Here is a 24582-nt window from a genome sequence, read left to right on the forward strand (position 1 = left end):
GCTGGTGAAGACGTTGGTCATTGGGCTAATCCGTGTCTACCAAAAATATATATCTCCGATGACTCCCCCCAGTTGCCGATATATGCCAACCTGCTCGCAATACGCGGTGGAAGCCGTATCGAAGTACGGGGTGCCCAAAGGTGGTTATTTGGCGGTCAAGCGTGTATTGCGATGCCATCCCTTTCACGAGGGGGGCTACGACCCTGTCCCATAGTTCGTTAAGGAGGCTGTAAATGGCTATTTGGGGCGGATTTTTGAGCATAATTCGTGGGGCGTTTGTGTTGTTCACGGGGTGGACCCACAATTATGTGCTGGGGATTATTCTGCTCACATTGCTCGTGCGTCTGATTCTTTTGCCGCTTGGGGTGTATCAAGCCCGGTCGATGCAAAAGATGGCCAAGGTAGGGCCTAAACAACGGGAACTGCAAAAGCGGCATAAAGGTAATCCGCAGCAATTGCAAAAGGAATTGGCGTTGCTCTACAAGGAGGAAGGCGTCAATCCTGCATCGGGATGCTTGCCGTTATTATTGCAGATTCCGGTCATGTATGGGTTGTTCGACGTATTGGAGCGATTTCATTACGTCTATCACAATTATGGATTCTGGGTATGGGAGAATTTGGCGAAACCGGATCCGACCTATATTTTGCCAATCTTAGTGGCTATTAGCACGTTCTTTATGCAGAAGCAAACGATGCAAATGACACCGCAGCAGCCTGGAATGGAACAGAGTCAAAAGATGATGTTGTGGATGATGCCCATTGTTTTTGGTTACGTGGCATCCCGGTTTCCCGCAGGACTTTCTGTGTATTACGTGATTTCCAATCTCTTTCAGTTGGGACAGACGACGTGGTTGTTACGCAAGCCGCTGAAGGATGCATCAGGCGGGGGCGCTCAGGCCACGCACTGACACGAGGGAAGACCGCGCTGAAGCGCGGTTTTTGCTTATTACGGGGCAAGGAGACGACGGTGGAGTGGAAATACCCCAATGGGTTACGCCAGAAATGGCTAAGAAGCTGCAGTCATCAACGTATGAGGCGCAGTTGATGCAGATGATGACAGAGCTTTTAGATGTACCAATGAACGTAACAGGCTTTCGAACGATTGCGGATTTGTGGGATCACGGGGTATTGGATGCGGTGTATTCCTTGCAGGCTGTCGACATGACAAAGGTCCGACAAGGAGTGGATATTGGCAGTGGTGGTGGATTTCCGGGCATGGTCATGGCGATTTTATATCCGGAAGTGGAGTGGGTTCTCGTAGAATCACGAGCCAAACGGGCCGATTTTTTGGAAGACATGAGTAACAAATTGGGACTAGAGAACGTGACCGTCTTCGCCCAAAGGGCGGAAGATATGATTCAAATGGACCCCTCATGGAGGGAATCGGCAGAGTTTGTGACGGCACGCGCTGTGGGCCCCTTGGCGATAGCGTTGGAGTTAAGTGTGCCGTTTATGGCTGTGGATGGTTATGGAGTATACCCCAAAGGGTCGTCACAAGCGGCCGATGAGGTGCGTGTGGCGAAATCGTTAGGGCGCAGGTTAGGGGCGGAATTTGTGTCGGTTTCGGAACCGTATGGTCCTCGCTTGAGTTCGCGGTTGGTTACGGTGAAAAAAGTCCATCCCACACCGGTGATGTATCCTCGAAAAGCTCGCGAGTTAGGGGACCGCGGCTAAAGTGTTTCTTTTTAGGGGAGCGGGACAAGCATGCTGCCCGGTGCCGAGATCGTTTATAATGCGGAGTAAGGCGTGTAATGGGTGATGTAGGCTTTACGGCCGGTGGTCTCCTTGTGGCCAAGCCGTTATTGAATTCAATGCAACAGGAGGCACCATTTTATGGGCCGAATCATCGCGGTGGCCAATCAGAAGGGTGGGGTCGGCAAGACAACGACGGTGATTAATCTTGCCGCCTATCTGGCTGATTCGGGCAAGCGCGTTCTTGCGGTAGATATTGATCCCCAAGGAAATACGACGACAGGTTTGGGGATTGAAAAACACACGGTCGATGCGTCCATTTATGATGTGTTGTTAGAGGGACAGCCGTTAATGGAAGCCTTGGTCCCCACTGATGTAGTGGGCTTGCATTTAGTGCCAGCCACGATGGATCTCGCAGGGGCCGAGGTGGATTTATCGAAGGCAGATCACCGGGAAATGCGGCTTAAAGCCGCATTGATGATCGTCAAGGAACGCTACGATTATATTTTCATTGATTGTCCACCCTCTTTGGGTTTATTAACGGTGAATGCCTTGTGTGCAGCGGATCGCGTGATGATTCCGATTCAATGTGAGTTTTTTGCATTAGAAGGACTATCACAATTGTTATCAACCATTGAGCTGGTTAAATCTCATCTCAATCCTACGCTGGCTTTAGAAGGCATTTTGCTCACAATGTTTGATGGGCGGACCAATCTTGCTACGCAAGTGGCGGATGAAGTACGTAATCATTTTACGTCTCAAGTGTATCAATCCGTCATCCCGCGGACGGTGCGTCTAAGCGAAGCGCCAAGCCATGGGTTGCCGATTATGCGATATGACCCGAAATCGCGCGGAGCAGAAGGGTACCGCGCGCTAGCGGAGGAGGTGATGGCCCATGGCTAAGGCACGGGGATTAGGTCGGGGTTTGTCGTCTTTAATTCCTGGTAGCGCAGATGATGCGGTAAGGGAAGAGCCCCGCGACGGACAAGCGGTTTCCGCGGTGCCGCTAAACCAGGTTAGTTCCAGTCCTTTTCAGCCTCGAAAGCATTTTGGAAGCGAGGAACTTCAAGAGCTCGCGCAATCGATCCGGACGCACGGGATAATTCAGCCCATCGTGGTGCGGCCGTGGCAAGAAGGATATCAGCTGGTTGCTGGGGAAAGGCGTTATCGGGCTGCAAAATTAGCGGGATTGAGTGAAGTGCCTGCCTTGATTCGTCCCTTGTCTGATCCAGATGCCATGGAAATTGCGCTAGTGGAGAATCTACAACGTCGCGATCTTAATCCGATGGAGGAATCGTGGGCGTATTTTAAACTGACACAGGAGTTGGGGTGGACGCAAGAAGCCTTGGGCGAAAGAGTGGGCAAATCCCGATCGCACATTGCTAACTATTTACGGTTATTGAATCTGGAGCATGAGATCCAAGAGAGAGTCGCTGATGAATCCTTAAGTGTCGCGCATGCCAAGTTCTTGCTTTCGGTTGATTCCTCAAGGCGCGTCGATCTTGCTCGCCGCTGTGTTCAAGAAGGCTGGACGGTTAAGGAGCTGGAATTACAGGCTCAACGCGACAAAGTCAAGTCTGTTGAGAAACCAACACTTGATGTGCACTTAGCCGCGACGCAAGAACAGTTGAGCAGGCGATTTGGCACAAAAGTCCGGGTGCGAGGCGATTTGCAAAATGGAAGAATCGAGATTCCGTACCGGAGCGTTGAAGAGCTGGAACGGATTTTAGAGATTTTGGAACGCGAATCGGATGCGGACACGGGACCGTTCGTGGTGTAGTGTTCCTCGAGGAACATTGTTGTTGGATAGCACAAAGGAACAGAATTGTCAGCAGAGGAAACTCATGGAGTGTTCCTCAAGGAACATTCTGTGCGTGGAAGGAGTGTTCCTCAAGGAACAATGTCACATGTATTGGGTGCGTTAATCAATGGAGTCGGCATCGTGGTTGGGTCCTTAATCGGGCTCTTGTGGGGGAAACATCTCGCCGAAGATTTTCGTGGACAAGCGCTTAAAGTAATTGGTCTCTTTGTCGTGTTAATTGGATTAAAAATGGCGTGGCCATTACCGGATCCTATTAACACGCTCCTGTCGATTATTTTAGGGGCATGGTTGGGCTCGGCTTTGCAGCTAGACCGCCGATTAGAACACTTTGGTGCTTGGGCTGAATCGCGCGTGGGACAATCGGGATTCGCCAAAGGCTTTGTCGCCGGGACATTAATTTTCAATATCGGAGCGATGGCGATTTTAGGTGCCTTGCAAGATGGCTTGACAGGCAAGTTCACCATTCTTGCCACTAAAGCGGTGCTAGACGGTACGACGGCGATTATTTTGACTTCGGTCGCTGGGTGGGGTGTCATGGCTGCTGGCGTGGTCACTGCGCTTTACGAAGGGGCTTTATCGTTGTTGGCAGGAGACTTGTCGACCGTTTTGAAAGGGGTTCTCCTGACAGATGTCACGGTGGTGGGTGGCCTCATGATTGCGGCGATTGGGCTGAATTTTATTCTAGACAACGGCGTGATCAAGATTGGCAACTTGCTGCCGGCGTTATTATTTCCGGTTCTTCTGTTGTGGCTAAAGAGCCATGGGCTCGAATTCTTGTGATTGGGGGATTTGTCGAATGCTATCCGGTTTGCCCTTATCTTGGGTCGCGGTAGGCAGTGCTGGCATTGCCGCGTTAGCGGTCGTCATCGCTTTGTGGGCTTTAATCTCTGCGGCTCGTCTTCGTAAACGAATCACCCGCTTAATGCGAGGGGGTGGCTCGAGTCTCGAAGAAACCATGGCCAAGACGCACGAGGCGGCCGAGTCCGCCAGGACCATGGCAGGTAGCTTTGATGCCCGGATCGAACTATTAGAGGCAAAAACTGCTCAAACCCTCAATAAATTCGGCTTGGTGCGTTTCAATCCGTTTGAAGATACCGGTGCTGACCTGTCTTTCTCCTTGGCCTTGCTCAACGACAGCGGGGATGGTATTACATTGACGAGCCTTTGGGCGCGCAATGAAGTGCGCCTCTATGCCAAACCAATCAAAGACCGTACGAGCCGCTATGCCCTGAGTCAGGAGGAAACGCGTGCAATCGAGCTGGCGATGTCTACGCGCTTAGACACGGGCGAGGGTAGGTCCCGCGTCAACGCCTCGCGATCCTCATAACAGGGTCTGCACCAGGGACATGAAAAACGCATTTAGCCTAACCCTAAACTATGCACAAAGGCCTCGGATATGCACGAGGCCATTTTCATCACAAGATTTAAGCGGGTGTTCTGCAGCACAAAAAATTCCATAAAGCCACCGACGTTGACCGTTCCCGTCAAATGATACCGTCCCAAGGGCGGTAGCTGTTTGTTCACTCCCGCTCCTGGACGCAAGGGACCAAAACTCGCGGTGATGCTCCCGACATCGCTCAATTTACCTAATGAGGCGTCGACAGCTAACACCCGACTGCTGAGGATGGCAGGATAGGCGCGAATCATCTCTGTGAGATTGGCCGCGTGCACGGGATCATCGAGCGTCCCGAGCACCCGAATCGGATGAATACGAGCGCCGATTAAATTACTGCCGACAAGGGGGCCTAAGGCATCACCGGTCGAGCGGTCGGTGCCAATACAAACGACGACCTCCGGCACACCCTCCTTGCGCCATAGCCATTTCATCGCCGCGCTTAATTCCGACACTGCCCCTGGTGCGTCGTATTGGACCCTTTTATCTGCATAACCGCCGTTGCGGTTGACCCCTAATTCTGCCAACACTTGTTCCCCCCATATCTGTTATGACTATTTTATCCAACTCCCATCATAGATGTACTGAAAAGGGGGAAATCCATGAAATCCTCATCGATTGCAGTGGCGATGGCTTATGTGGGAACCGTAATAGGGGCGGGTTTTGCAAGTGGCCAAGAAATTTGGCAGTTCTTTTCACGCTTTGGCTTATGGGGCGGATGGGGCATTGCTGTGGCAGCTCTTGGCTTTGCGCTCGTGGGATGGCTCGCATTAGAACGAGGACGAGCCGGCGTCCATGACTTTGGAACATTGCTTGCCTCCGTGTATCCACCGTGGGCCGCCTATATTGCAGAAGGCTTGACCACGGCCTTTTTGGTGGTGGGGGTTGTTGTGGTGGTTTCCGGTGGGGGCGCTGCGCTCGCCTTTTTTAGTCTGCCTTCTATCCTTGGAAAAGCTTTGACGCTCCTAGTGATTATCGCTGTTGCGAGTCGTGGTGGGAATGCAGTCACTATCGCTAACTCATTTATTGTGCCGTATTTAATCATGATGACGGTAGCTGTTGCCTGGCTTTACCCACACAACCTCCTGACTCACGGATCGCCGGACCATTCGTGGGCATGGGCTTTGTCAGCACTGCTTTATGTATCGTATAATTTGTTTACAGCGTTAATGGTGCTCCTAGCTCTGGGATCCCGTCTGACGTCTTTTAAATCGACGGGGGTGGCCGCTGGACTCGGAGGGGCTATCCTAGGACTTTTGGCCTTTTTGGAACATGGGGTGCTTTTGCGCCTATCTGTGATTGGTGACCTGCCAATGCTGACTGCGGCTCACCAGATTCATCCGGGTCTTGGGTTTTTATTTGCAGCAAGTCTTTGGTTGGCTCTGATGACAACCGGCATTGGGGGGGCCTTTGCCCTAGGAGAACGATTTGGCCGCTCCCGTTTGTGGTGGCTGGTGTTCACGATAATTCTTACGCCTTTGAGTTTTAAAACACTAGTCAGTTTGCTGTATCCCGTGATGGGGGTGTTGGCGGTTATGTTATGGCTTCCCCTATTTGTTACACCAACAAGGAGCGAGTGAGTCTTGTGAGTAATCATCAAACCGAAAGTCCGCCGTGGGACAGCCAAGGCCAAACATGGTTGATGCAGGGCACGCATGCGTGGGAGGGTGGCGAACGCGAGCAAGCGTTGGACATTTTCCACCGCATTATTGACGCCTATCCCGAGCGCCCTGAAGGTTATAATAAAATCGGCGTGATATACGCGGAAACGGGCCAACTTGACGACGCGGAAAAATATTTTTTGTATGCGTTATCCAAAGACCGTATGCATGTCCCGGCGCTGACCAACTTGGGAAATATATACCTTGAACGGGGGCAGCTTACGGAAGCGATTCAGCACTATGCACTAGCCTTACAGGCGGATCCGGAATATCCTCCTGCCCACCGCAACTTGGGGGTAGCATATCGGCGCCAAGGACGCATTGGTGCTTCTGTGTCGCATCTGAAACGCTCGCAACGCCTTGAGGCGCGGAGGCTCGACGAAAAAGCGCGCGCGGAACGGCGCTTGCAGCCGGGACCCGCTAAAAGCGGCCCCAAGATGGAACTGTCACATTTCGGGGTCCGGTGGGCTCTGTGGATTCTCGCAGCCATCGTTGTCACCGGATGGCTGCTTACAAGGGGTAAACTATAAATGCGTCGTAAACCGCCCATGATCTTAAGGATTTTCGGTATGGTTGTGACGGTGGTGTTGCCCATCGTGGTGCTTTCGTTATGGAGCGCATGGAGTGGTCCGCTTCCACTATTGGTCAAGGATTTGGTGGCATTCGTGTTGGCTTCAGCGGCTGCTCAACTAGGTTTTTTGCTCACAAAAGCTCGCGCGACCGCTATGATCGGACAAGACGTGGCGATAGCAGGTGTTGCGGGTGTGGGATCGTGGCTGGCAGAAAAACTGGCATTGGCTCAAGGTGGGGGCGCAGCGAATACGGCTCTGATTGCTTTAATAGCGGCGTATGTCTTAGCTCTTTGGCCCCATGACCGACGCCGCCTTTCACCAAGACACTAAGGACCTATTGGTCCTGAAGGAGGACATCGGAATGCGTTGGGTGGATATCGCAATTCTTCTCTACATCGCGGTTGGCGCGGTGAGTGGAATACGGCGTGGCCTTATTACGGTTCTATTTAGCCTAGCCGGTTATGTGATGGGGATTATTGTGGCCGCTCAGTATCAAGCTGGCCTCACTCAAACGCTTATGGCCTCGCTTCCGGTTACCACATGGGCTAGGCGGCTCTTGCCAGGGCCTGCCGCAAGTGTGCCTGGTTACACCCTGCAAGCCGACGACCTTATTCATACCTTGGTCGCGCTGTTGGTCTTTTTAGTTATCGTCGGGGCTATCGAGTTTCTCGGCCGATTGCTGGGAGAGTTTTTAACCCGCATCGTTAAGACACTCAAAGTGACGGGATTTTTGAATAAAGTAGGAGGAGCCGCCGCGGGCTTGGCTGAACACGGAGTTTTGGTGGGATTAGTGATTACCCTGATGTTCGCCTTGCCCATTTTCCAGCATAGTCCCATTACCAATGACATGCGGCACGATGCGTTGGTCATGGCGCTGCGTGGGTGGTTTGGCCATCTTGCTAAATTACCAGGAGGGACATTTTTGTAATGCATTGGCCACCACACATGCTTTGGGACCTCGCTGAGTCCGCTGTCATTATTCTTGTCGCCAGCATTTTCCTTCGGGTTATGGCGCGTGTATTTAAGCATATGGAAACCGGGCGAACCGGTAAACCCAGTCAGCGTAAAACGACCATTGCCCGCTTATTGACCTCTGTTGTCCGCTACGTGACAGATTTTGTAGTCATTGTCATGGTATTGGGACGTTTTCACGTGCAAACAACCTCCCTGATTGCGGGGGCAGGGATTTTAGGCTTGGCGGTTAGCTTTGGTGCGCAAGGCTTGGTACAAGACGTAGTTACCGGAATCTTTTTGTTGTACGAAGACCAATTTGGCGTTGGCGACCATGTCACGTTTCCCGCACTGACTTTGTCTGGCACCGTCCAGGAAGTGGGGATCCGTATAACGCGTCTCACCGGGTTGTCTGGGGAAACCGTCATTGTCCCGAATCGTCTGATTCTCGAAGTTAAAAACTACAGCCGGGGTTCGCTCGGCGTATCAGTCGTGATTCCGGTGTCCGCTGATGAGAATCCCGACCGGGTCCGCCGGGCATTGGACTACGCGGTGCAAAACCTCCAAGATGTGGTGCCTGGAGCATCTTTGGTGGGTATTACCGGTTTTTCGAATGGCACGGTGGAGTGGACGATTAGTGCCTCCGCCACGCTTGCGACACAATCCGCCGCCAGCCGTGATATTCGAGAATATGTGGCACAAGCGTTTTATGACGAACACATTCATTTCGCCGGCATGGGAAAGGGACCTGTTAATTATGACACCAGTTCAGTATCAAATTAACGATATTGTTGAACTGAAGAAACCGCATCCCTGTGGGAATAAACTGTGGATAATCACACGCACGGGAATCGATTTTGGCTTGAAATGCCAAAAATGTGGCCACCGTGTCATGATTCCTCGCAAAACCTTTGAGCGCGCCGTGAAGCGTGTGGTCACACCGGAAAAAAATACGGGGGCGTAAGCGCTACGCACTGAATACAATAAGGGGCAACGCATCAACTACCAAAAAGGAGGAGTCAGCGTGGCAACAAAGCGGGTCGTAGTGCTGATGGGAGGCCCCTCCGCAGAATACAGTGTGTCCATGGCGAGTGGCGCAATGGTGATGGAGGCCCTTAAAAGTTTTGAGGACTTGGACGTCCAAGCGGTCATCATTCATGAAGATGGCGTATGGGAAAAGACCACGGCGGTGCCGCACGGCCATATGCGCCCTGCGGCCCTTATCCGCCCCAATCCTCCCAGGCGCCACATCCTAGAGGGTCTAAGTTTATTGGAGGACGCCGATGTAGCGTTTGTTGCCCTTCATGGCAGTTTTGGGGAAGATGGGACCATGCAAGCGGTGCTGGAAACCTTGCATTTACCGTATACAGGAAGCGGACCTCTGGCATCGGCCCTGGCCATGAACAAGCGCCGCGCCAAGGAGTTGTTCCAGTGGCACAGACTGCCCCTTGCCCCTGATTTTTACATTCCCTATCTTGATCCCAATGCCATACAGCAACTTCTGCCGCAAATTGAGAGCCGTCTGGGATATCCTCTCGTGGTTAAACCGAATGATGGCGGATCCAGTGTAGGCATTCATATGGCGTCTGATCGGGATAGTCTGCGTGAGGCCCTTTATGACCTTAAGGAATACCCAAGACCTTTGTTAATTGAGAAACGGCTCTCCGGACGTGAGCTGACTTGCGCGGTCCTCGAAGAACCCGATGGGAGCGTGCGCCCGTTGCCCGTCATTGAGATTGTTCCCCACGCCGGGCAGTTTTTCGATTTCAATGCCAAGTATCAAGATCAAGGATCCGAGGAGATTTGTCCGGCTCAAATTGATGTGCGCAGTACGCGCCGAGTGCAAGATTTAGCGGTAAGGGCGCATCAGATTCTTGGCTGCCGGGGATTTTCCCGAGCGGATTTTATTTTAACGGCGGATGGCCCCTATCTGCTGGAGGTTAACACCATTCCGGGAATGACGCCCAACTCGCTTTTACCCAAGGCTGCTCAAGCGGCGGGATTAGCCTTTCCGACCTTGATGCGGCAATTACTGGACCTTGCGCAAAACCCTCGGGCATCGTCTTAAGCGCCCCCCCAAAAAAGGGGGGAGATCGCCAACAAATTCAACAGGTTTTCTGTAACGCCTGGCGATTATGATAGAGGAGCGGACACGCTTGAGCACGCATTGCACCAGGCTGGCTATTTTGGTATAATCGCCTTTGTCTGGGTGAAAGCCCACACCACCCTGCTCCGGTGAAGAACGGAGCCCCCAGTTGCTGGGTGACCGTAGAGGAGGTGAAAAGTTTGGCTCAGTATGAGCTTATGTATATTTTAAAACCCGATTTGGGCGAAGAGCAGACACAGGCTGATATCGACCGTTTCAATGAGGTCATTACCGCCCAGAATGCAACCATTACCAAAGTGGATAAATGGGGCCGCCGTAAGTTAGCGTATGAAATTAACAAGCTAACCGAAGGTTTTTACATGCTAGTGACCTTTGAGGGTGCTGGCGACATTGCCAACGAGATAACCCGCGTGCTCAAAATTCATGACGACGTGGTACGCTCCATTGTCGTGCGCTTGGATGAGTAGAGAGGGAGGATCTCCATGCTAAACCGCATTATTCTTATTGGCCGGCTGACCCGTGATCCGGAACTGCGCTACACTCCCCAAGGGGTGCCCGTGGCGTCTTTTTCTTTAGCAGTCGATCGGCCTTTCGCGAATCAGCAAGGCCAGCGTGAAGCGGATTTTATTGATTGTGTGGCATGGAGAAAGCTTGGCGAAACTGTTGGCAATCACCTGACCAAGGGGCGTTTGGTCGCTGTGGAAGGGCGTTTACAAATTCGCAGTTACGAAGCGCAGGATGGCACCAAGCGCAAAGTCGCTGAAGTGATTGCTGATAGTGTGCGGTTTTTGGACCGTCCTCGAGATGGCCAAGTCCCCGGTAGTCCTGCAGACGTCGGAATGACGGACGATGTGGCCTTTCCCGATGACCTTCCCTTTTAAAGCGAATCAGGAAGGAGGTATAAGCGATGCGAAAAGAACGAGGGCGTCGGCCTAAAAAGAAAGTTTGTGGATTCTGTGTGGATAAAGTGGAGCATGTCGATTATAAAGAAGCGTCACGATTGCGGCGATACGTTACCGAACGTGGCAAAATACTCCCCCGCCGGATTTCCGGAAATTGCGCCAAGCATCAACGGCAGATGACAGTAGCCATCAAGCGTGCGCGGAACATGGCGCTTTTGCCATATACCATTGAATAGCGACAAAGAGCACGCAGCGCGTGCTCTTTTTCTTCACGAGCCCTTGGCCTCGTGATAAAGGCAGGTGAAAGCGGATGCTGCAAAACTTCGAACCGTTTGGAGACACGTGGTTGCGTCCGGAACGTTTCGATACGATTACCGTTTTTCTAAGGCGTCTGGAACTTGTGTTGGAGTTCTTTTTTTTGACCTCCTATGCAGTGACTTTGGCAGGCCTTCTCGTCAACTTCCCAGGCAGTCAGCCTCTGGTGCGATTGGCCATGCCTTTAGGCATCAGTTACGCCGTCATGCGACGAGGATGGGCTATCTCGTTCGCGGTCGCCATCTTCAGTGCGTTGGCCATCTTTTTATTCCCCAAGGCTACAACCGGGCCTGAGTTTTTTGCTTTGACAGCTCTCCCCGTGTGGGCCGTCACCGGGTGGGCATATAAAACCCATCAGAGAGCGGTGTGGCGCTGGGTGGGTACGGTGTTGGCGATGGCTAGCAGTGATATCCTGATAGCCATGGCATTTTATCCTCACTGGCCTTCTGTTATTCTCAAATGGAGTACGGGGCCTATTGTCGCGATCAGCGGGCAGTTGGCACTCCAAATCCCAAACGTTCCGCTCTATTGGCCCTTGTGGTTCATTCTTGAGCAAGTTCTCGAAGGTACCGCAATCTTTTTGGTCCTAGCATTTTTTGCTGATTTAGCCGCGCTCCCTCTCCCCCAAGTGCCTCGCTTTGGCACATGGGTCATGCCGAAAGGGGTGTTGGGTCTTTTAACGGTGTTGTTCTTAGCGGTGTTTTGGGGCCGTACCAGCCATCTTTTGCCTGCGGCTTTAGTGGAATCCATCATCATCTTATTGGTGAGTTACGCGGTCGTGGGGGTTAATGTGCTGTGGGGCTTGGGGCAAATCATTGGGGTACCGAAACCGATGCGTGTCGCGTTGTTGCTCTTACTCGCCGTGGGAGCATGGGTTGGAGTGGGACTTCTGACGTTAATCGGAATTTATGATAGTCTATGGGATTTAAGGCAGTACGTGAGGACATTGAGGAGGTCATCGTAATGCGTGTTATTCTCTTGCAAGATGTGCGGGGCAGCGGCAAAAAGGGCGATATTATTGAGGTCAAGGATGGGTATGCGCGCAATTATTTAATTCCCAAAGGCCTGGCAGCCGAAGCGACCAAGGCTCGCGAATTAGAAATTAAGCAGCAAAAAGCTCGGGAGACCGCCCAACATAACAAAGAGCTGGAGCAATACCGCAGTTTGGCGCAGGCTTTAAAAGGTCAGACTTTTGTCATGCGGGCCAAAGCAGGCGACCAGGGGCGGCTCTTTGGAGCCATTACCACCAGTGACGTGGCCGCTGTCTTGAACGACCGAGGATACAAGCTGGACCGAAAAAAGCTGGAGGTCGAACCGATCCGTCACTTAGGCACGTATACCGTACGATGCCACTTTTATCAAGACATCGTTGCGGATTTTCAACTGCACGTCATGGCGGAATAACGGTACCGCAAGGAGGCCGATGATGGAAGACAATATTAAAGACCAAGAACCTAAAGCGAAGAAGCGCGCCAATACCTTAGAGCGGCGGGTGGCAGCTTTGCATGATATTCTTATGCAAATCTATGGACCTGAGCGACTCATCTTACGCGCAGGGAAATTGCAAGCGCTCAAATATCTGCGATCGGATGACATTGGATTGCGGGCCCTAGCCCTCGCCAAGCTGGTCCGGGAAGATCCGTCATTAAACGAAGTGCCCACCCGTAAAGAAATAGGTCCCTTGCTTAACGATTTGGAAGATGAATTGGCGGACATTTTAGCGCGACGGACCTTGGAGGATGACCTCGAGAAGCGGATTGCGGAAAAAATGCAGGAGAAGCATGAAGACTACGTCCGCGACATTCGTAATCAAATTCTGAAAGAGGATGTGGGTCCGGAATCTCCAGAAACCCTGAAGAAATTTGCAGCCTTAGTCAAGTTGGATGAAGGGGGCCTCACCCAATCAGCCCTTGAGGTCATGCGCCCGAGTCGCCTTGATGAGGTCATAGGTCAAGAGGATGCGATTGACAGCCTTTTGGCTAAACTCGCTTCGCCTTATCCGCAGCATGTCCTTCTCTATGGACCGCCGGGGGTGGGCAAAACGACGGTCGCCCGGCTGGTTTTGGCTGTAGCCCGCAAGCTGCCTCAAAGTCCTTTTAGTGAAGAGGCTCCGTTTGTGGAGGCGGACGGGACGACCCTGCGTTGGGACCCGCGTGAAATTACCAATCCCCTCTTGGGGTCTGTACACGACCCTATATATCAAGGCGCGCGCCGGGATTTGGCCGAAAGCGGCATTCCCGAACCCAAAACGGGTCTGGTTACAGACAGTCATGGGGGCGTGTTATTCATCGACGAAATCGGAGAAATGGATCCGATTTTGCAAAATAAGTTGTTAAAAGTCTTAGAAGACAAACGCGTCTACTTTGACTCGCCATATTACGATCCGTTGGATCCGAACGTGCCTAAGTATGTGCACAAGCTGTTTGCCGAAGGCGCTCCTGCCGATTTCATTCTTATTGGTGCGACGACCAGAAGTCCTGAGGATATTTCGCCTGCCCTGCGTTCGCGCTGCGCGGAAATCTATTTTGAACCGCTGACGCCTAAAGACATTGCTCGCATTGTCATGCAAGCGGCCGAAAAGCTGCAAGTGCGCATCGACGACGGGGCGGTAGACTTGGTGGGCCAGTATACGCTTGAAGGGCGCAAGGCGGTGGGATTGGTGGCGGATGCGTTTTCTGTCGCGTACTTGCGGATGAACAAGCGGCCTGACGTCATTACGCCTGAGGTCATGAAGGATGTGATCAGCCGTTCGCGGCTCATCCCGGTAAAGCCACCTGTAATCAAAGAGCCGATGATAGGTCGGTCACTCGGTCTCGCAGTTGCGGGATACCAAGGGATGGTCTTGGAAATTGAAGCCACCGTGTTCCCAACACTGAAAGAGGGAGAAGGGCGTTGGCGCTTTAATGATACCGCAGGGTCCATGGCAAAAGACTCTGTGTTTAATGCGGCGACGGTTTTACGACAATTGACGGGGCGGGACCTTACCCAATATGATGTTCATGTCAATGTGGTCGGGGGTGGCAATATTGATGGGCCCTCGGCGGGTGTCGCAATCTTTGCGGCTGTGTATAGTGCGCTTACCCAACGGCCGATCCGATCGACCGTGGCGATGACAGGGGAACTCTCCTTGACGGGAAGGGTTAAGCCTGTGGGTGGTATTCCGGAGAAGATTTTTGGGGCACGACAAATTGGCCTGACCACGGTGTTGGTGCCTGAGGACAACGCCGGCGATGTTCCGCCTGGTATTCGGGATATGCGCATTATTTTGGTCAAAACCGTGGAAGATGTGTTAACTGAGGTGCTAGTGTGAGTATAGAAGCCGTCAGGACTCCTCCGCATAGTATTGATGCGGAAGTGTCTGTACTAGGAGCCATGCTGATCCATCCTGATGCAGCGTCTAAAGCGATAGAAATCTTGCAGCCCGAAGATTTCTATCATGAGCCCCACCGTGCGATTTTCGAAGCGGCCATGAGTTTGTTTAACCAAGCCAAGCCATTGGATGTCGTGGTGCTAGGCGATGAGTTGCGCCAGCAAGGGCAATTGGAGGCCACCGGTGGACTGGCCTATTTAATGGAACTGGCCTCGTCGGTGCCGACGGCAGCGCACGTGGAATACTACGCCCGCATTGTGAAAGAGTCGGCCATGACGAGGCGCATTATTTCTGTTTCAACCAAACTGGTGACTGACGCGTACCAAAATGAAATGCCAGCCCAGGATTTGCTGGACCGGGCCCAGAAAGAGCTGTTTTCTTTAGCTCAAACAGGACAACGTGATTACGTGAGTTTGCACCAAGTGCTGTTGGAGACCTTTACGCGGCTTGAGGTCCTTTACGCGAACAAAGGCAAGTTGGTCGGACTGCCGACGGGCTTTCACGATTTGGACCGGATGACGGCCGGCTTGCAGCGTTCAGATTTGATTATTGTTGCTGCCCGCCCCTCCATGGGCAAAACCATGCTTTGCTTGAATTTGGCGCGTTATGTGGCGCTGCATGATCACACCCCGGTTGCCTTTTTTAGCTTAGAAATGTCCCGAGAACAGCTGGCCTTGCGACTGTTGAGCGCAGAATCCGAACTTCCAGCGCAAAGACTGCGGACTGGGGAAATGGATGACAATATGTGGGCTATTGTGAGCCGCGCGTTAGGCCGGCTAGGGGAAGCGCCCATATTTATCGACGATACCCCAGGCATCACCGCTTTGGAACTGCGAGCTAAAGCGCGGCAAATGAAAGTGCAGCATAATATTGGGCTGATTATCATTGATTATATGCAGCTGATGTCAGGGCGTCGGTCAGAGAACCGCCAACAAGAAATTTCCGATATCTCGCGGTCACTCAAGGCGCTGGCTCGCGAACTCGATGTTCCTGTTATGGCGTTGTCGCAGTTGTCACGGGCGGTGGAAAGCCGCACCGATAAAAGACCGATGTTATCAGACCTGCGCGAATCAGGGGCCATCGAACAGGACGCGGATATTGTCGCCTTTTTATACCGCGATGATTATTATACGAAAGACTCAGCAACACCGGATATTACGGAGTTAATCGTGGCCAAGCAGCGCAACGGTCCTACGGGTACCGTGAATTTGCTGTTTAAAAAGGACATTGGCAAGTTCTTTAACACGACCTCTGTAGAACCATAATCCATCAATGGCTGACGTTATGAACGATTTCAGCATAGAAGGGACGAGAGAGATGTCAACAGTAGTCGTGGTAGGCACTCAATGGGGTGACGAAGGGAAAGGCAAAGTCATAGACTTCCTCGCACAGCAAGCAGATGTGGTGGTACGCCACCAAGGCGGTAACAATGCAGGACACACCGTGGTGGTGGAGGACGAAGAATACCGCCTACATTTGATTCCCTCAGGCATTTTATATCCTGATACCTTGTGCGTCATCGCCAATGGAGTTGTCGTCGACCCGCGTGTGCTTTTTGAAGAGATTGACTACTTGCATCGGCGGGGCATACCCACCGATCGCCTGCGGATCTCGTCCGAAGCGCATCTGATTATGCCATATCACACCCGCCNATCGGCTGGGTGTGAATAAACTGGGGACAACATTGCGGGGCATTGGACCGGCATATATGGACAAGGCGGCACGCACCGGTTTGCGCGTCGTTGACCTTCTATATCCTGCACAATTTGCGACCCGGTTAAAGCGAATCTTGGATGAAAAGAATCGCATATTATCCAAGGCCTACGACGTTGAGCCCTTCGACTATGATGAGTTGTTGCAACTGTATCTGTCTTACGGAGAGCGCATGAAGCCTTATGTGGCCAACACGTCGGTGGTCATTAATGACGCCATTGATAATCATGAACGGGTGCTCTTTGAAAGCGCGCAAGGCACCATGTTAGACATCGACCACGGGACCTATCCGTTTGTGACGTCGTCCCATCCTATTGCAGGCGGGGCTTGTATTGGTGCAGGTGTCGGTCCCACCCGCATTGATCAAGTCTATGGGGTGGTTAAGGCGTATACGAGCCGGGTTGGCGATGGGCCATTTCCCACCGAATTGCATGACAATGTGGGTGCTGACTTGCGTGAACGCGGCCATGAATATGGTACAACCACGGGGCGGCCTCGGCGTATTGGATGGCTCGATGCGGTGGTGCTGCGTCATGCTGTCCGTGTTAATGGCTTGACAGGGCTGGCCGTGACCCGTTTAGACGTCTTAGATGATATGCCCGAGGTAAAAATCGGGGTCGGCTACCGCTATCATGGTGAATTAATTCATGAATTACCCGATAGTGTTGAAGTTTTGGCCGAGGTCGAGCCCGAATATGAAACATTTCCGGGATGGAAGGGCAAAATCAGTCAAGCCCGCCGCTTAGAGGACCTGCCTAGGGAAGCGCGTGCTTTTTTGGACCGGATTACCGAGTTGGTGGGGGTGCCATTGGTGCTAGTGTCGGTAGGACGCGAACGCGCGAGCACCATTACCCTGCGCGAGTTGTTCTAAATTCGGCAGTTGCGTTTTAAGTTGAGCCGTGGTATCCTAACAAGTGATGCGGAAGTAGTTCAGTTGGTAGAACGTCGGCTTCCCAAGCCGAAGGTCGCGGGTTCGAGACCCGTCTTCCGCTCCATTTGTTATTTTCGCTCGACTTAATGTCGGCGATTTTTTGTTTTGCGCGCATTGACATCGTCCCATTCCTCTCGGTATGATGGCGATACCGTTTCTTAAAAGGGGATGCTGTTGTGTCTCATACTGACCTTGTCACGTTTTCCCACAATATGATTACGGACCATTTGGCGTTCGGGACCTCAGGAAATCTCAGTGTTCGTGAAGGCGATCTGCTATGGATTACCCCTTCAGGTGTGCCTTTTGACGAGGTCACGGTCCAAGACTTGGTTGGCATTCACGTGGACACCGGTCAGCAGATCGCAGGCAGTGCGCGCCCCTCCTCAGAATTGCCGCTACACCGGGCCGTATATCAGGCGCGTGCAGACGTCCAGGCCATCGTCCATACCCATTCCGAATATGCGGCTGTGTTTGCCGCCTGTAAAGAACCTGTGTTGCCTGTCCATTATCAGCTGGCTCCTTGGGAATATGAGATTGTGTGCGCCGATTATGCGACTTATGGCACCTACGAGCTGGCACAAAATGCGGTAGCTGCTTTGGGTGCGGATCACCACGTCATTTTGTTGCAAAATCATGGGCTTTTGGCCGTCGCGGGAACGTTGGCCGATGCCTATCACATAGCCCGCGACGGGGAGTGGCTAGCGAAACTGTATTACCGGGCGCGGCAATTAGGACATCCCCAGGTTCTGTCACGCGAGGAAATAGCCGCGGTGCGCGAACAATTTCTCCATTATGGCCAAACTCCTTCAGTTTAAGCAAACGGCAGGCGATGGCGCAGCCGTGCGCCAAACGCCATAGCGCCTCCCAAAGCACTATAGACCAACGCACTCCATGCAATCATCGCGTAAGGCCACCATGGCGAGAGCATATCCCAGCGGTACATTTGCGCGCCCAACACGCCATACATTTGAAAGGCGGCGGGCAAGGATGCCGACCAACTGATGTGTAACAGCAATTGGGTCACGACAGATCCCGTGGCGCCGGCAAACCCTCCCACCCATATCGCATCGGAGGCCAAGGCGCCAGGATGGCGAGCTATAACGTACAACAAGCGCATCACCAGTAATGCGGCAAATACATGAAGAATCCACACGAGAGCCGGATCAATGCCCAGCGCCCAAAATACCGTAGGTAAGGAGAGCATCAGGCCCCCTATCAGAGTCAGAATGCTAAGCGGCCGCATGGATTGGCCTCCCTCGAACGAATTCAGACACCTTAGTGTATGCCAAAGTGGTGGGCGTATGCCTGGCATGAACAAGCTAGGGCGGACATACAGTGTGGTGAGGAGGATCGCCATGCTGAGAAAAGTCACCGTGACACTTTCGTCAGTGCTCATGATTGTCGGATTGGTCGTTCTGACATGGGGATTTCGAGACTTACCCCTCGATGAACGTCCTGAATGGATGTCGTGGCAAATGGTTCTGTGGCCCATCATCGTCTTGGGCTTAGCCGATGTCACGCGATTCTTGAGATATTTTCGCCATGGATTGACCGTGCGCGCCGACCGGTTTCGGTTGGCGGTGCATGGGCTGCCCGCTTTCGTGATTGCTGTCGTTCCCGCTGGCACTTTCACAGATTGGCTGGGTCCAAGGAGTATGTGGGCGTTGCTGGATTTCCCCACGGCTAAGGTCATGGCCGCTTTGTGGCTGGCCTTTACCCTGTGGTCGGCGTGGGAGGTGCAGGCCCCATGATGCAGCGAGTGGGCCGGAAATGGGCGTGGATTCTTGTCGCCGTCGGGGCCGCGTTAGTGGCGGGATACAGTACATTGGTATGGAGTATGCGCACGGTACAGGCAACCGTCCCCACGCGTATTGTCATTAATGTGGTGCAGCATAAACTTTATCTATACAGAAATCATAAGCTCTTCCATACGTATCCCGTCGCCGTAGGCAAACCGGAAACACCGAGTCCCCGGGGAGAATTTGTGGTGACCCAAAAAGCTATTTGGGGGGATGGGTTTGGCACGCGCTGGATTCGCTTCTCGGCACCTTGGGGTATTTATGGCATTCATGGCACAAATAAGCCGTGGTCGGTGGGCACGGTGGCGTCTCACGGCTGTTTTCGGATGTACAATCACGATGTCGAACAAGTGTACGCCTTAGTGTCAATTGGCACCCCTGTGACTGTTGAGGGCATTACTCCCTATGTGAAAATCCGGCGTCCCATAAATCCCGGACAAATTGGGCAAGATGTAGTAGAATTGCAACGGCTCTTGCGCCTTGCGCGGGTCTATTCTGGACCCTTGGGCGGCGTCTACACGCCAGAGGTGAAAAAAAGTGTGGAAACCTTTCAGACGATGGTGCATTTACCGGTCACAGGGGTTGCCACGCTTGAGACGACGGCGAAATTATTAGAGTATACGCATCAAACAGGGGCTAAGCCAGGCTACCTGGTACGACCGAGTTGATAGTTGAAATTTAGAGCGAAACGGTGTATAGTAGCCAATGGAACTGCTAACGTAGCTCAGTCGGTAGAGCAACGGTTTCGTAAACCGTAGGTCGTGGGTTCGAATCCCTCCGTTAGCTCCATTGTATTTTGCGCAGCATGGAGCAAATGAAAATGGACATATTGATTGCCCCTACACGATTTCTTCCCAATGTTGGATCACAAGCCGTCGCAGACGCTTTGGAACGCGGCGTTAAACGCTGTCCTGATATTTCCCACGTAATATTACGACCAGTACCTGAAGGCGGACGCGGTACGATGGATACCGTGGTTCGCGCACTTTTTGGGCGTGTGCGCCGCAGCCACACGGTGAATGCCATGGGTCGTCCGGTCGATGCCCGCTGGGCTATGTTTCCGGACGGTACGGCTTGGGTGGATGCCGCTGAGATCTTAGGAGGCAACGAAGTCACCGATGTGAGCCGAGCTAGCTCGTGGGGATTAGGCCAATTGATTGCGGAAATCGCACGCTGGAAGCCTTCCCGTCTCGTGATTGCACTCGGCGATGTGATGACCCATGATGGCGGTTTAGGCCTTTTAGACTTCTTTGGTGTCCATGGTTACGATGTCCACGGTCGGCCGCTTGTGAACGGAGTGCGCGCCGTGGAACTGCTGGATCATGTGGGCGGGATCGCCACCGTTCCCGACATTCCGATGATCGTACTCTATCCCCATGGGTGGCACATGACCGGCAATACCGGCACGACCTGGCAGCAGGGGTTATCCAAAGGCATCGCGCCCTTTCAATTGACAAGCCTTGAGAACCATATGCAGCACGTTTCCCAGCAGCTAGAACAGTTTTGGGGACGAGCGTTGTCTTCCCTAGAAGGCAGCGGTGAAGGAGGCGGGCTGGGTATGGCGCTAATGGGACTGGGCGCACAGGCGTATTCGGCCACGGAATATCTCTTAGATATTTTGCAGATGGAATCCTTCTGGCGCGGTGTCGATTGGGTACTGACGGCACAGCCCACACTCGAAGCAACGCAACCTTTTAGTCTCGCTCCTGCATTGGCCCGGCGTTTGAGGGGAACAAAGATCCCCCTAATTGCGATTACGGAGCGCGTAGGCCAACACTATGAACAATTTTACGACATAGGCCTAAGCGGTATTTACCCCTTAACAGATAAGCCGCGTAGTGCCAAAGAGACAGAGCGCAGTCGTATTCATCTGCTCGAACAGGCGGCTTTTCGTGTGGCTATGTGGATGCGCGCCCTCCCTAATCACATGTGACCGCACGCTGTTAGGGTGTAAGACGCACGTAGCGCGTCACGGCATCCGTGGTGATGCATGTGACTTGGCCGCGCAGGCGCAAATATTCCAAATGGGCCAGTGTCTCGGTCAAGGCAAAACGCCATTGCGAGGGTGTGAGCGGTCGGCGAAACAGAGACTGCGCAACTTCGTAAGCGGTGTGGGGTTGGCTAATGCGGGTTAGCACCTGCTGAGCTCGCTCATGGTGATGCGCGACAATTTCATCAATCCGGTCTGACAAGGCAACAATGAGGGCTTCGTGGGCGGGTAAGGCCAGCTTAACGGGTAGGGTTTGTAAGGTTTTAAGCGAGGTCAAATAGGACGCTAGGGGATCGGGATCCGCGTCAGGCCAGAAGCTAATGTTGGGCGTGATGCGGTCAAGGACTTGATCGCCCGTAAACAGCAACTCGCGACTGGGCCAATATAAAACCAACTGATGATCGGTGTGCCCCTTTTGTTCTATCACCTGCAAGTCGCCAAGATAGGTATTGGCTTGTAGGCCTTGAATAACCGGCGGCAGTTTGACGGCCTGGGCCCAAGTGCGTTCCTCCTCCAGGACGTGAACATCTGTGGCGGGCAATCCATGCTGCGTAAAGAAAGAGGAAAACGACAAATGCTCGGTAAACACCTGATAGGCGGTGTCTTTTTCTTCCTCTAACATCATGACCGGGCACTCCCATAAGGCTTGGGCAAAGCTTGACAAGCCGATATGGTCGGGGTGAAAGTGAGTGATGACAATACCCCAGACCCGGCCGGGTCTTAGTCCCAGGGTTTCGGACGCACGCTGCCACACATCACGCGCTTCGGGAGTGTCCATGCCCAGATCTACCACCAACACTCCTTGGGGCAAGGTGATGACATAACTGTAGACGAACCGTAAGGGCAATGGGACCGGAATCGCCACGCGAAAAATGCCTTCTTGTGGTTCCGTAATCATAGGGGGGAGGGTGCTACCCATGCCATCATCTCCTTCACAAACATTAGTAACACCCTATATGAAAATGTTGATCTTGGCAAGTAATTGACTCCTTGTACTAAGGCGGTGGGACCTGTCATATCTTCTCGCGATAGGAGGAATTCCCATGCCGCGTTTAAGAGAGTGGAAGCCTTTTCTCATTGGATTTATAGGCGTTGTGGTGGGGGCTCTCTTGGTTTTTATGACCGTCGCTAGGGCACCCCAAACCTTGAATTGGCCGGTCACCCAGATTGTCAAAAAGGTTGATCCATCCGTAGTGATTGTGCTGAATAGTCAGCAGCAGGGGCAGCAGTTAAAAGTCCGCGGGATTGGTTCGGGGGTCGTGTTAAACCGGGCAGGCGATATTGTGACCAACGACCATGTTGTGGCGGGCGCAACGCGGTTGGTTGTGGTGCTATCAAATGGTCACCGCTACCGGGCGACCCTCGTGGGTACTGACGCCCTCACCGATCTCGCCGTCATTCACATTCATGCCAAGCATTTGCAGCCTATTGCATTTGCCTCATCGAAGACCATTGAACCAGGTGAACTGGTGGTGGCGATTGGCAATGCCTTAGGGCTCTCCCACACGGTGACCACAGGGATTATTTCCGCTAAAGACCGGGTGATGTTTCATGACGGATGGGAATATCATCTCATTCAAACCGATGCAGCCATTAATCCCGGCAACAGCGGGGGGGCGTTGGTCAATGCCCGGGGTGAACTCATTGGCCTCAATTCCAGTAAGATTGCTCAAGCTGGCGTGGAAGGGATTGGATTTGCGATTCCTAGTGACACGGTGAAAGAGATTTCGCAACAGTTGATTTTATATGGCCATGTGAAACGGCCGTGGTTAGGAGCTACCGTGGAGTCATCAGGTCCGCGGTCATTTGGATTGCTGGTGGTGGGGGTGGTTCCGTCAGGTCCTGCTGCGCGAGCTGGTATTCAGCCAGGCGACTTTATTGTGGCCGCCGACGGAATTCCTGTTCACCAAAAAGAAGATATTGTGAGGGTTTTTCAGAATGTGGGAGTCGGTCGGGCCGTGCGTCTTGACATTATGCGGGGAACTCAACGCTTGCAAAAAGTCGTTACACTACAGGAACTGCCGATGAAGCCGCGCCAAGCGGGGTAGATATAGGAGGCTCTCTCGCATTCTCGTTATGCGGGAGAGCTCGACGACGCGTTATCGACAAGACGTTCTTTACCGTTGTGCTAATGAAAACCGTAAGCTATGGTGGCGCTAAGCATCTTTACTAATCATGAAAGCGGATAGCTATTCGGCAAAGGTGGGAATTCTAAGGGGCACGGCCTTGGCAGGATGCTAGGTGCATCCATAAGGTGGCTTACATAGATGGCGCAATCTTTGGGCCTTGCTCTGTGGCTACAGAGGTTAAAGCTATAGAGGGAGACTGTGGAACATAAGGAGCAAGCGCGTGTAAGAAAAACTCCCACGCATGCCAGTTCCTGCGTGAGAGCTTTCCTTATCCACGAGGAGGAAATGCCCAGTGCCAGAACCAGGGCCATCCCATTGTGGCGAAGACTGTTGTCGCGACGGCCAAAACCGAAATCCATAAAATGTGGCGCGTGACAGGCCATTGCCGATCGGGATGACCGCCCCAAATAAGCGAGAGCAGAAGCGCGCTACCCAAGGTCGTAAGGGCTAGGACGAAAATATGGGGAAGGGATAAGGAGCGGCTGCCCACGGCTGACCGAATCAAGACGATAGAGGATCCCCCGCCAAATGTCGCTGCGAGTGCTGATAATAAAGCGTGCCCAGCCGTTTGCCGATTTTCAGCGGGATTGTCTTCATGCACTAGAAACCCCTCATTTCTGTCAGAGTTCTCTATGTGATATGTATGTGCAATATGGGCCAATAGTACAAGCTACAAAGCCTCTTTCTGGCCCTCGAGCCGCAAAACCTGTAAACTGAAAAGGCAAAGGAAACAGGGTATGGGAAAGGAGAGGGCGATGGCACGGGGCTGGCGCATGCTTACGGTAGGACGCCCCAAAGACAAGCGGGTTACCCAGTTGATAGATGACTACCGTCAACGGCTCACCCCGTGGATGCCAGTGCAGTGGGACAGCGTCACAGAAATCGGTTATCGTTCGGGCCAGGAGCTTGAAACCCAAGAACGCGAAGGAAGACTTCTGCTGGACAAAATCTTGCCGAGTGACTGGGTCATCATTTTGGATATCATGGGACAATCTTTGAATTCCGTCGACCTGAGTGCCAAAATGGCGCACTATTATGACCAAAGTCTCCCTGTGGTGTTTGTGGTAGGGGGGAGTTTGGGATTGTCGGCCCGCATTAAGGACCGTGCCAACTGGCGCTGGTCGCTATCTCCGTTAACCTTGCCGCATGCGCTGGCGCAACTTCTCGTCATGGAACAAATTTACCGGGCCTTTAGCATCATACATCACCATCCCTACCATAAATAGCGAGAACGT

Annotated in this window: 32 protein-coding genes, 2 tRNA genes and 1 pseudogene; 31 read left to right on the forward strand and 4 right to left on the reverse strand. The window is 52.8% G+C overall.

The genetic code is table 11. From position 1 onward, the window contains the following. Position 1: 1 nt before the first annotated feature. The 7 genes from yidD to CO251_RS01255 all read left to right on the forward strand — a co-directional run bounded on the left by yidD (position 2) and on the right by CO251_RS01255 (position 4841). The gene (gene yidD / locus CO251_RS01225) at positions 2-214 is read left to right on the forward strand and encodes a membrane protein insertion efficiency factor YidD (protein ID WP_207654599.1); all 213 of its coding nucleotides are present in this window, start codon (positions 2-4) and stop codon (positions 212-214) included. 19 nt (positions 215-233) lie between these two features. After that, a complete protein-coding gene (locus CO251_RS01230) occupies positions 234-908 on the forward strand; it encodes a YidC/Oxa1 family membrane protein insertase (RefSeq protein WP_103373999.1) in 675 nt (224 codons plus the stop codon). Positions 909-972: 64 nt separating this feature from the next. Then, on the forward strand, positions 973-1674 hold the full coding sequence (gene rsmG, locus CO251_RS01235; protein WP_158246117.1) for a 16S rRNA (guanine(527)-N(7))-methyltransferase RsmG: 702 nt from the start codon (positions 973-975) through the stop codon (positions 1672-1674). 159 nt (positions 1675-1833) lie between these two features. Next, entirely contained in the window at positions 1834-2595 is a 762-nt protein-coding gene (locus CO251_RS01240) for a ParA family protein (RefSeq protein ID WP_103374001.1), read from the forward strand. Next, on the forward strand, positions 2588-3472 hold the full coding sequence (locus CO251_RS01245; protein ID WP_103374002.1) for a ParB/RepB/Spo0J family partition protein: 885 nt from the start codon (positions 2588-2590) through the stop codon (positions 3470-3472). Before CO251_RS01240 ends, CO251_RS01245 begins: the two co-directional genes overlap by 8 nt. A 120-nt stretch (positions 3473-3592) precedes the next feature. Continuing rightward, the gene (locus CO251_RS01250) at positions 3593-4294 is read left to right on the forward strand and encodes a DUF554 domain-containing protein (RefSeq protein WP_103374003.1); all 702 of its coding nucleotides are present in this window, start codon (positions 3593-3595) and stop codon (positions 4292-4294) included. 16 nt (positions 4295-4310) lie between these two features. Further along, positions 4311-4841 carry a DUF4446 family protein gene (locus CO251_RS01255; protein WP_158246118.1) on the forward strand — a complete coding sequence of 177 codons (531 nt, stop codon included), beginning with the start codon at positions 4311-4313 and terminating at the stop codon, positions 4839-4841. A gap of 32 nt (positions 4842-4873) precedes the next feature. On the opposite strand, the gene yyaC is transcribed toward CO251_RS01255, so the two are convergent. After that, positions 4874-5434, reverse strand: coding sequence for a spore protease YyaC (gene yyaC, locus CO251_RS01260; RefSeq protein ID WP_103374077.1), 561 nt, complete (start codon positions 5432-5434; stop codon positions 4874-4876). Positions 5435-5509: 75 nt separating this feature from the next. Here yyaC and CO251_RS01265 point away from each other — a divergent pair, with 75 nt between their 5' ends. The 18 genes and pseudogenes from CO251_RS01265 (at position 5510) to CO251_RS01345 (ending at position 18244) form a co-directional block, all read left to right on the forward strand. After that, positions 5510-6487, forward strand: coding sequence for a transporter (locus CO251_RS01265; protein ID WP_103374005.1), 978 nt, complete (start codon positions 5510-5512; stop codon positions 6485-6487). A gap of 5 nt (positions 6488-6492) precedes the next feature. After that, a complete protein-coding gene (locus CO251_RS01270) occupies positions 6493-7098 on the forward strand; it encodes a tetratricopeptide repeat protein (RefSeq protein WP_242968172.1) in 606 nt (201 codons plus the stop codon). Beyond that, complete coding sequence (locus CO251_RS01275) at positions 7099-7470, forward strand: hypothetical protein (protein WP_103374007.1); 372 nt, start codon at positions 7099-7101, stop codon at positions 7468-7470. It abuts the gene before it with no gap. Between the two features lie 31 nt (positions 7471-7501). Then, on the forward strand, positions 7502-8068 hold the full coding sequence (locus CO251_RS01280; protein WP_158246119.1) for a CvpA family protein: 567 nt from the start codon (positions 7502-7504) through the stop codon (positions 8066-8068). After that, the gene (locus tag CO251_RS01285; RefSeq protein WP_103374009.1) at positions 8068-8874 is read left to right on the forward strand and encodes a mechanosensitive ion channel family protein; all 807 of its coding nucleotides are present in this window, start codon (positions 8068-8070) and stop codon (positions 8872-8874) included. Before CO251_RS01280 ends, CO251_RS01285 begins: the two co-directional genes overlap by 1 nt. After that, entirely contained in the window at positions 8849-9055 is a 207-nt protein-coding gene (locus tag CO251_RS01290) for a DUF951 domain-containing protein (protein WP_103374010.1), read from the forward strand. The genes CO251_RS01285 and CO251_RS01290 overlap by 26 nt, the downstream gene beginning before the upstream one ends. A gap of 60 nt (positions 9056-9115) precedes the next feature. Beyond that, positions 9116-10159 carry a D-alanine--D-alanine ligase gene (locus tag CO251_RS01295; RefSeq protein WP_103374011.1) on the forward strand — a complete coding sequence of 348 codons (1044 nt, stop codon included), beginning with the start codon at positions 9116-9118 and terminating at the stop codon, positions 10157-10159. A gap of 209 nt (positions 10160-10368) precedes the next feature. After that, entirely contained in the window at positions 10369-10665 is a 297-nt protein-coding gene (rpsF, locus tag CO251_RS01300) for a 30S ribosomal protein S6 (protein ID WP_242968194.1), read from the forward strand. Positions 10666-10680: 15 nt separating this feature from the next. Then, positions 10681-11079 carry a single-stranded DNA-binding protein gene (locus CO251_RS01305; RefSeq protein WP_103374013.1) on the forward strand — a complete coding sequence of 133 codons (399 nt, stop codon included), beginning with the start codon at positions 10681-10683 and terminating at the stop codon, positions 11077-11079. Between the two features lie 26 nt (positions 11080-11105). Further along, positions 11106-11336, forward strand: a complete 231-nt coding sequence (rpsR, locus tag CO251_RS01310; protein WP_103374014.1) for a 30S ribosomal protein S18 — start codon at positions 11106-11108, stop codon at positions 11334-11336. 74 nt (positions 11337-11410) lie between these two features. Continuing rightward, positions 11411-12379 carry a hypothetical protein gene (locus CO251_RS01315; protein WP_103374015.1) on the forward strand — a complete coding sequence of 323 codons (969 nt, stop codon included), beginning with the start codon at positions 11411-11413 and terminating at the stop codon, positions 12377-12379. After that, positions 12379-12819, forward strand: coding sequence for a 50S ribosomal protein L9 (gene rplI, locus CO251_RS01320; RefSeq protein WP_103374016.1), 441 nt, complete (start codon positions 12379-12381; stop codon positions 12817-12819). The genes CO251_RS01315 and rplI overlap by 1 nt, the downstream gene beginning before the upstream one ends. Before the next feature lie 22 nt (positions 12820-12841). Continuing rightward, entirely contained in the window at positions 12842-14725 is a 1884-nt protein-coding gene (lonC, locus tag CO251_RS01325) for a Lon family ATP-dependent protease (protein ID WP_103374017.1), read from the forward strand. Then, positions 14722-16050, forward strand: coding sequence for a replicative DNA helicase (gene dnaB / locus CO251_RS01330; protein ID WP_103374018.1), 1329 nt, complete (start codon positions 14722-14724; stop codon positions 16048-16050). Before lonC ends, dnaB begins: the two co-directional genes overlap by 4 nt. A 52-nt stretch (positions 16051-16102) precedes the next feature. Continuing rightward, positions 16103-16436: adenylosuccinate synthetase (locus CO251_RS17690; RefSeq protein ID WP_242968174.1), on the forward strand; the 334-nt coding region annotated here is incomplete at its 3' end. A gap of 1 nt (position 16437) precedes the next feature. Continuing rightward, positions 16438-17369 (forward strand): annotated as a pseudogene (locus tag CO251_RS01335) (adenylosuccinate synthase); the annotation flags it as partial. Between the two features lie 48 nt (positions 17370-17417). Then, positions 17418-17493, forward strand: a tRNA-Gly gene (locus CO251_RS01340). Between the two features lie 112 nt (positions 17494-17605). Then, the gene (locus CO251_RS01345) at positions 17606-18244 is read left to right on the forward strand and encodes a class II aldolase/adducin family protein (protein ID WP_103374019.1); all 639 of its coding nucleotides are present in this window, start codon (positions 17606-17608) and stop codon (positions 18242-18244) included. On the opposite strand, the gene CO251_RS01350 is transcribed toward CO251_RS01345, so the two are convergent. Next, on the reverse strand, positions 18241-18672 hold the full coding sequence (locus CO251_RS01350) for a hypothetical protein (protein WP_103374020.1): 432 nt from the start codon (positions 18670-18672) through the stop codon (positions 18241-18243). The genes CO251_RS01345 and CO251_RS01350 overlap by 4 nt on opposite strands. 112 nt (positions 18673-18784) lie before the next feature. Here CO251_RS01350 and CO251_RS01355 point away from each other — a divergent pair, with 112 nt between their 5' ends. The 4 genes from CO251_RS01355 (at position 18785) to CO251_RS01370 (ending at position 21161) form a co-directional block, all read left to right on the forward strand. Beyond that, positions 18785-19180 carry a hypothetical protein gene (locus CO251_RS01355; RefSeq protein ID WP_103374021.1) on the forward strand — a complete coding sequence of 132 codons (396 nt, stop codon included), beginning with the start codon at positions 18785-18787 and terminating at the stop codon, positions 19178-19180. Then, a complete protein-coding gene (locus CO251_RS01360) occupies positions 19177-19896 on the forward strand; it encodes a L,D-transpeptidase family protein (RefSeq protein ID WP_242968176.1) in 720 nt (239 codons plus the stop codon). The genes CO251_RS01355 and CO251_RS01360 overlap by 4 nt, the downstream gene beginning before the upstream one ends. Positions 19897-19941: 45 nt before the next feature. After that, a tRNA-Thr gene (locus tag CO251_RS01365) sits at positions 19942-20017 on the forward strand. A gap of 31 nt (positions 20018-20048) precedes the next feature. Beyond that, positions 20049-21161: a glycerate kinase gene (locus CO251_RS01370; protein ID WP_158246120.1), complete on the forward strand. Its 1113-nt coding sequence runs from the start codon at positions 20049-20051 to the stop codon at positions 21159-21161. Between the two features lie 10 nt (positions 21162-21171). On the opposite strand, the gene CO251_RS01375 is transcribed toward CO251_RS01370, so the two are convergent. Further along, positions 21172-22137, reverse strand: a complete 966-nt coding sequence (locus CO251_RS01375) for an MBL fold metallo-hydrolase (RefSeq protein WP_103374023.1) — start codon at positions 22135-22137, stop codon at positions 21172-21174. Between the two features lie 124 nt (positions 22138-22261). Between CO251_RS01375 and CO251_RS01380 the strand changes: the two genes are divergently transcribed. Continuing rightward, positions 22262-23266 (forward strand): S1C family serine protease, encoded by a 1005-nt coding sequence (locus tag CO251_RS01380; protein WP_103374024.1) that lies wholly within the window; start codon positions 22262-22264, stop codon positions 23264-23266. A gap of 349 nt (positions 23267-23615) precedes the next feature. On the opposite strand, the gene CO251_RS01385 is transcribed toward CO251_RS01380, so the two are convergent. Further along, a complete protein-coding gene (locus CO251_RS01385) occupies positions 23616-23948 on the reverse strand; it encodes a hypothetical protein (RefSeq protein WP_103374025.1) in 333 nt (110 codons plus the stop codon). Between the two features lie 154 nt (positions 23949-24102). On the opposite strand from CO251_RS01385, the gene CO251_RS01390 reads away from it, so the two are divergent. Further along, a complete protein-coding gene (locus CO251_RS01390; protein ID WP_158246121.1) occupies positions 24103-24573 on the forward strand; it encodes a 23S rRNA (pseudouridine(1915)-N(3))-methyltransferase RlmH in 471 nt (156 codons plus the stop codon). The last annotated feature ends 9 nt before the right edge of the window (positions 24574-24582 follow it).

The sequence above is a fragment of the Sulfobacillus sp. hq2 genome (genome assembly GCF_002903155.1).
Lineage (GTDB): Bacteria > Bacillota > Sulfobacillia > Sulfobacillales > Sulfobacillaceae > Sulfobacillus > Sulfobacillus thermotolerans.

Excerpts from the sequence above, each read along its gene's own strand:
- CO251_RS01230 (WP_103373999.1), top strand. The coding sequence starts at position 234 with ATGGCTATTTGGGGCGGATTTTTGAGCATAATTCGTGGGGCGTTTGTG.
- CO251_RS01240 (WP_103374001.1), top strand. The coding sequence starts at position 1,834 with ATGGGCCGAATCATCGCGGTGGCCAATCAGAAGGGTGGGGTCGGCAAG.
- CO251_RS01245 (WP_103374002.1), top strand. The coding sequence starts at position 2,588 with ATGGCTAAGGCACGGGGATTAGGTCGGGGTTTGTCGTCTTTAATTCCT.
- CO251_RS01250 (WP_103374003.1), top strand. The coding sequence starts at position 3,593 with ATGTCACATGTATTGGGTGCGTTAATCAATGGAGTCGGCATCGTGGTT.
- CO251_RS01255 (WP_158246118.1), top strand. The coding sequence starts at position 4,311 with ATGCTATCCGGTTTGCCCTTATCTTGGGTCGCGGTAGGCAGTGCTGGC.
- CO251_RS01265 (WP_103374005.1), top strand. The coding sequence starts at position 5,510 with ATGAAATCCTCATCGATTGCAGTGGCGATGGCTTATGTGGGAACCGTA.
- CO251_RS01275 (WP_103374007.1), top strand. The coding sequence starts at position 7,099 with ATGCGTCGTAAACCGCCCATGATCTTAAGGATTTTCGGTATGGTTGTG.
- CO251_RS01280 (WP_158246119.1), top strand. The coding sequence starts at position 7,502 with ATGCGTTGGGTGGATATCGCAATTCTTCTCTACATCGCGGTTGGCGCG.
- CO251_RS01285 (WP_103374009.1), top strand. The coding sequence starts at position 8,068 with ATGCATTGGCCACCACACATGCTTTGGGACCTCGCTGAGTCCGCTGTC.
- CO251_RS01290 (WP_103374010.1), top strand. The coding sequence starts at position 8,849 with ATGACACCAGTTCAGTATCAAATTAACGATATTGTTGAACTGAAGAAA.
- CO251_RS01305 (WP_103374013.1), top strand. The coding sequence starts at position 10,681 with ATGCTAAACCGCATTATTCTTATTGGCCGGCTGACCCGTGATCCGGAA.
- rpsR (WP_103374014.1), top strand. The coding sequence starts at position 11,106 with ATGCGAAAAGAACGAGGGCGTCGGCCTAAAAAGAAAGTTTGTGGATTC.
- CO251_RS01315 (WP_103374015.1), top strand. The coding sequence starts at position 11,411 with ATGCTGCAAAACTTCGAACCGTTTGGAGACACGTGGTTGCGTCCGGAA.
- rplI (WP_103374016.1), top strand. The coding sequence starts at position 12,379 with ATGCGTGTTATTCTCTTGCAAGATGTGCGGGGCAGCGGCAAAAAGGGC.
- lonC (WP_103374017.1), top strand. The coding sequence starts at position 12,842 with ATGGAAGACAATATTAAAGACCAAGAACCTAAAGCGAAGAAGCGCGCC.
- CO251_RS01350 (WP_103374020.1), bottom strand. The coding sequence starts at position 18,672 with ATGCGGCCGCTTAGCATTCTGACTCTGATAGGGGGCCTGATGCTCTCC.
- CO251_RS01355 (WP_103374021.1), top strand. The coding sequence starts at position 18,785 with ATGCTGAGAAAAGTCACCGTGACACTTTCGTCAGTGCTCATGATTGTC.
- CO251_RS01360 (WP_242968176.1), top strand. The coding sequence starts at position 19,177 with ATGATGCAGCGAGTGGGCCGGAAATGGGCGTGGATTCTTGTCGCCGTC.
- CO251_RS01370 (WP_158246120.1), top strand. The coding sequence starts at position 20,049 with ATGGACATATTGATTGCCCCTACACGATTTCTTCCCAATGTTGGATCA.
- CO251_RS01375 (WP_103374023.1), bottom strand. The coding sequence starts at position 22,137 with ATGGGTAGCACCCTCCCCCCTATGATTACGGAACCACAAGAAGGCATT.
- CO251_RS01380 (WP_103374024.1), top strand. The coding sequence starts at position 22,262 with ATGCCGCGTTTAAGAGAGTGGAAGCCTTTTCTCATTGGATTTATAGGC.
- CO251_RS01390 (WP_158246121.1), top strand. The coding sequence starts at position 24,103 with ATGGCACGGGGCTGGCGCATGCTTACGGTAGGACGCCCCAAAGACAAG.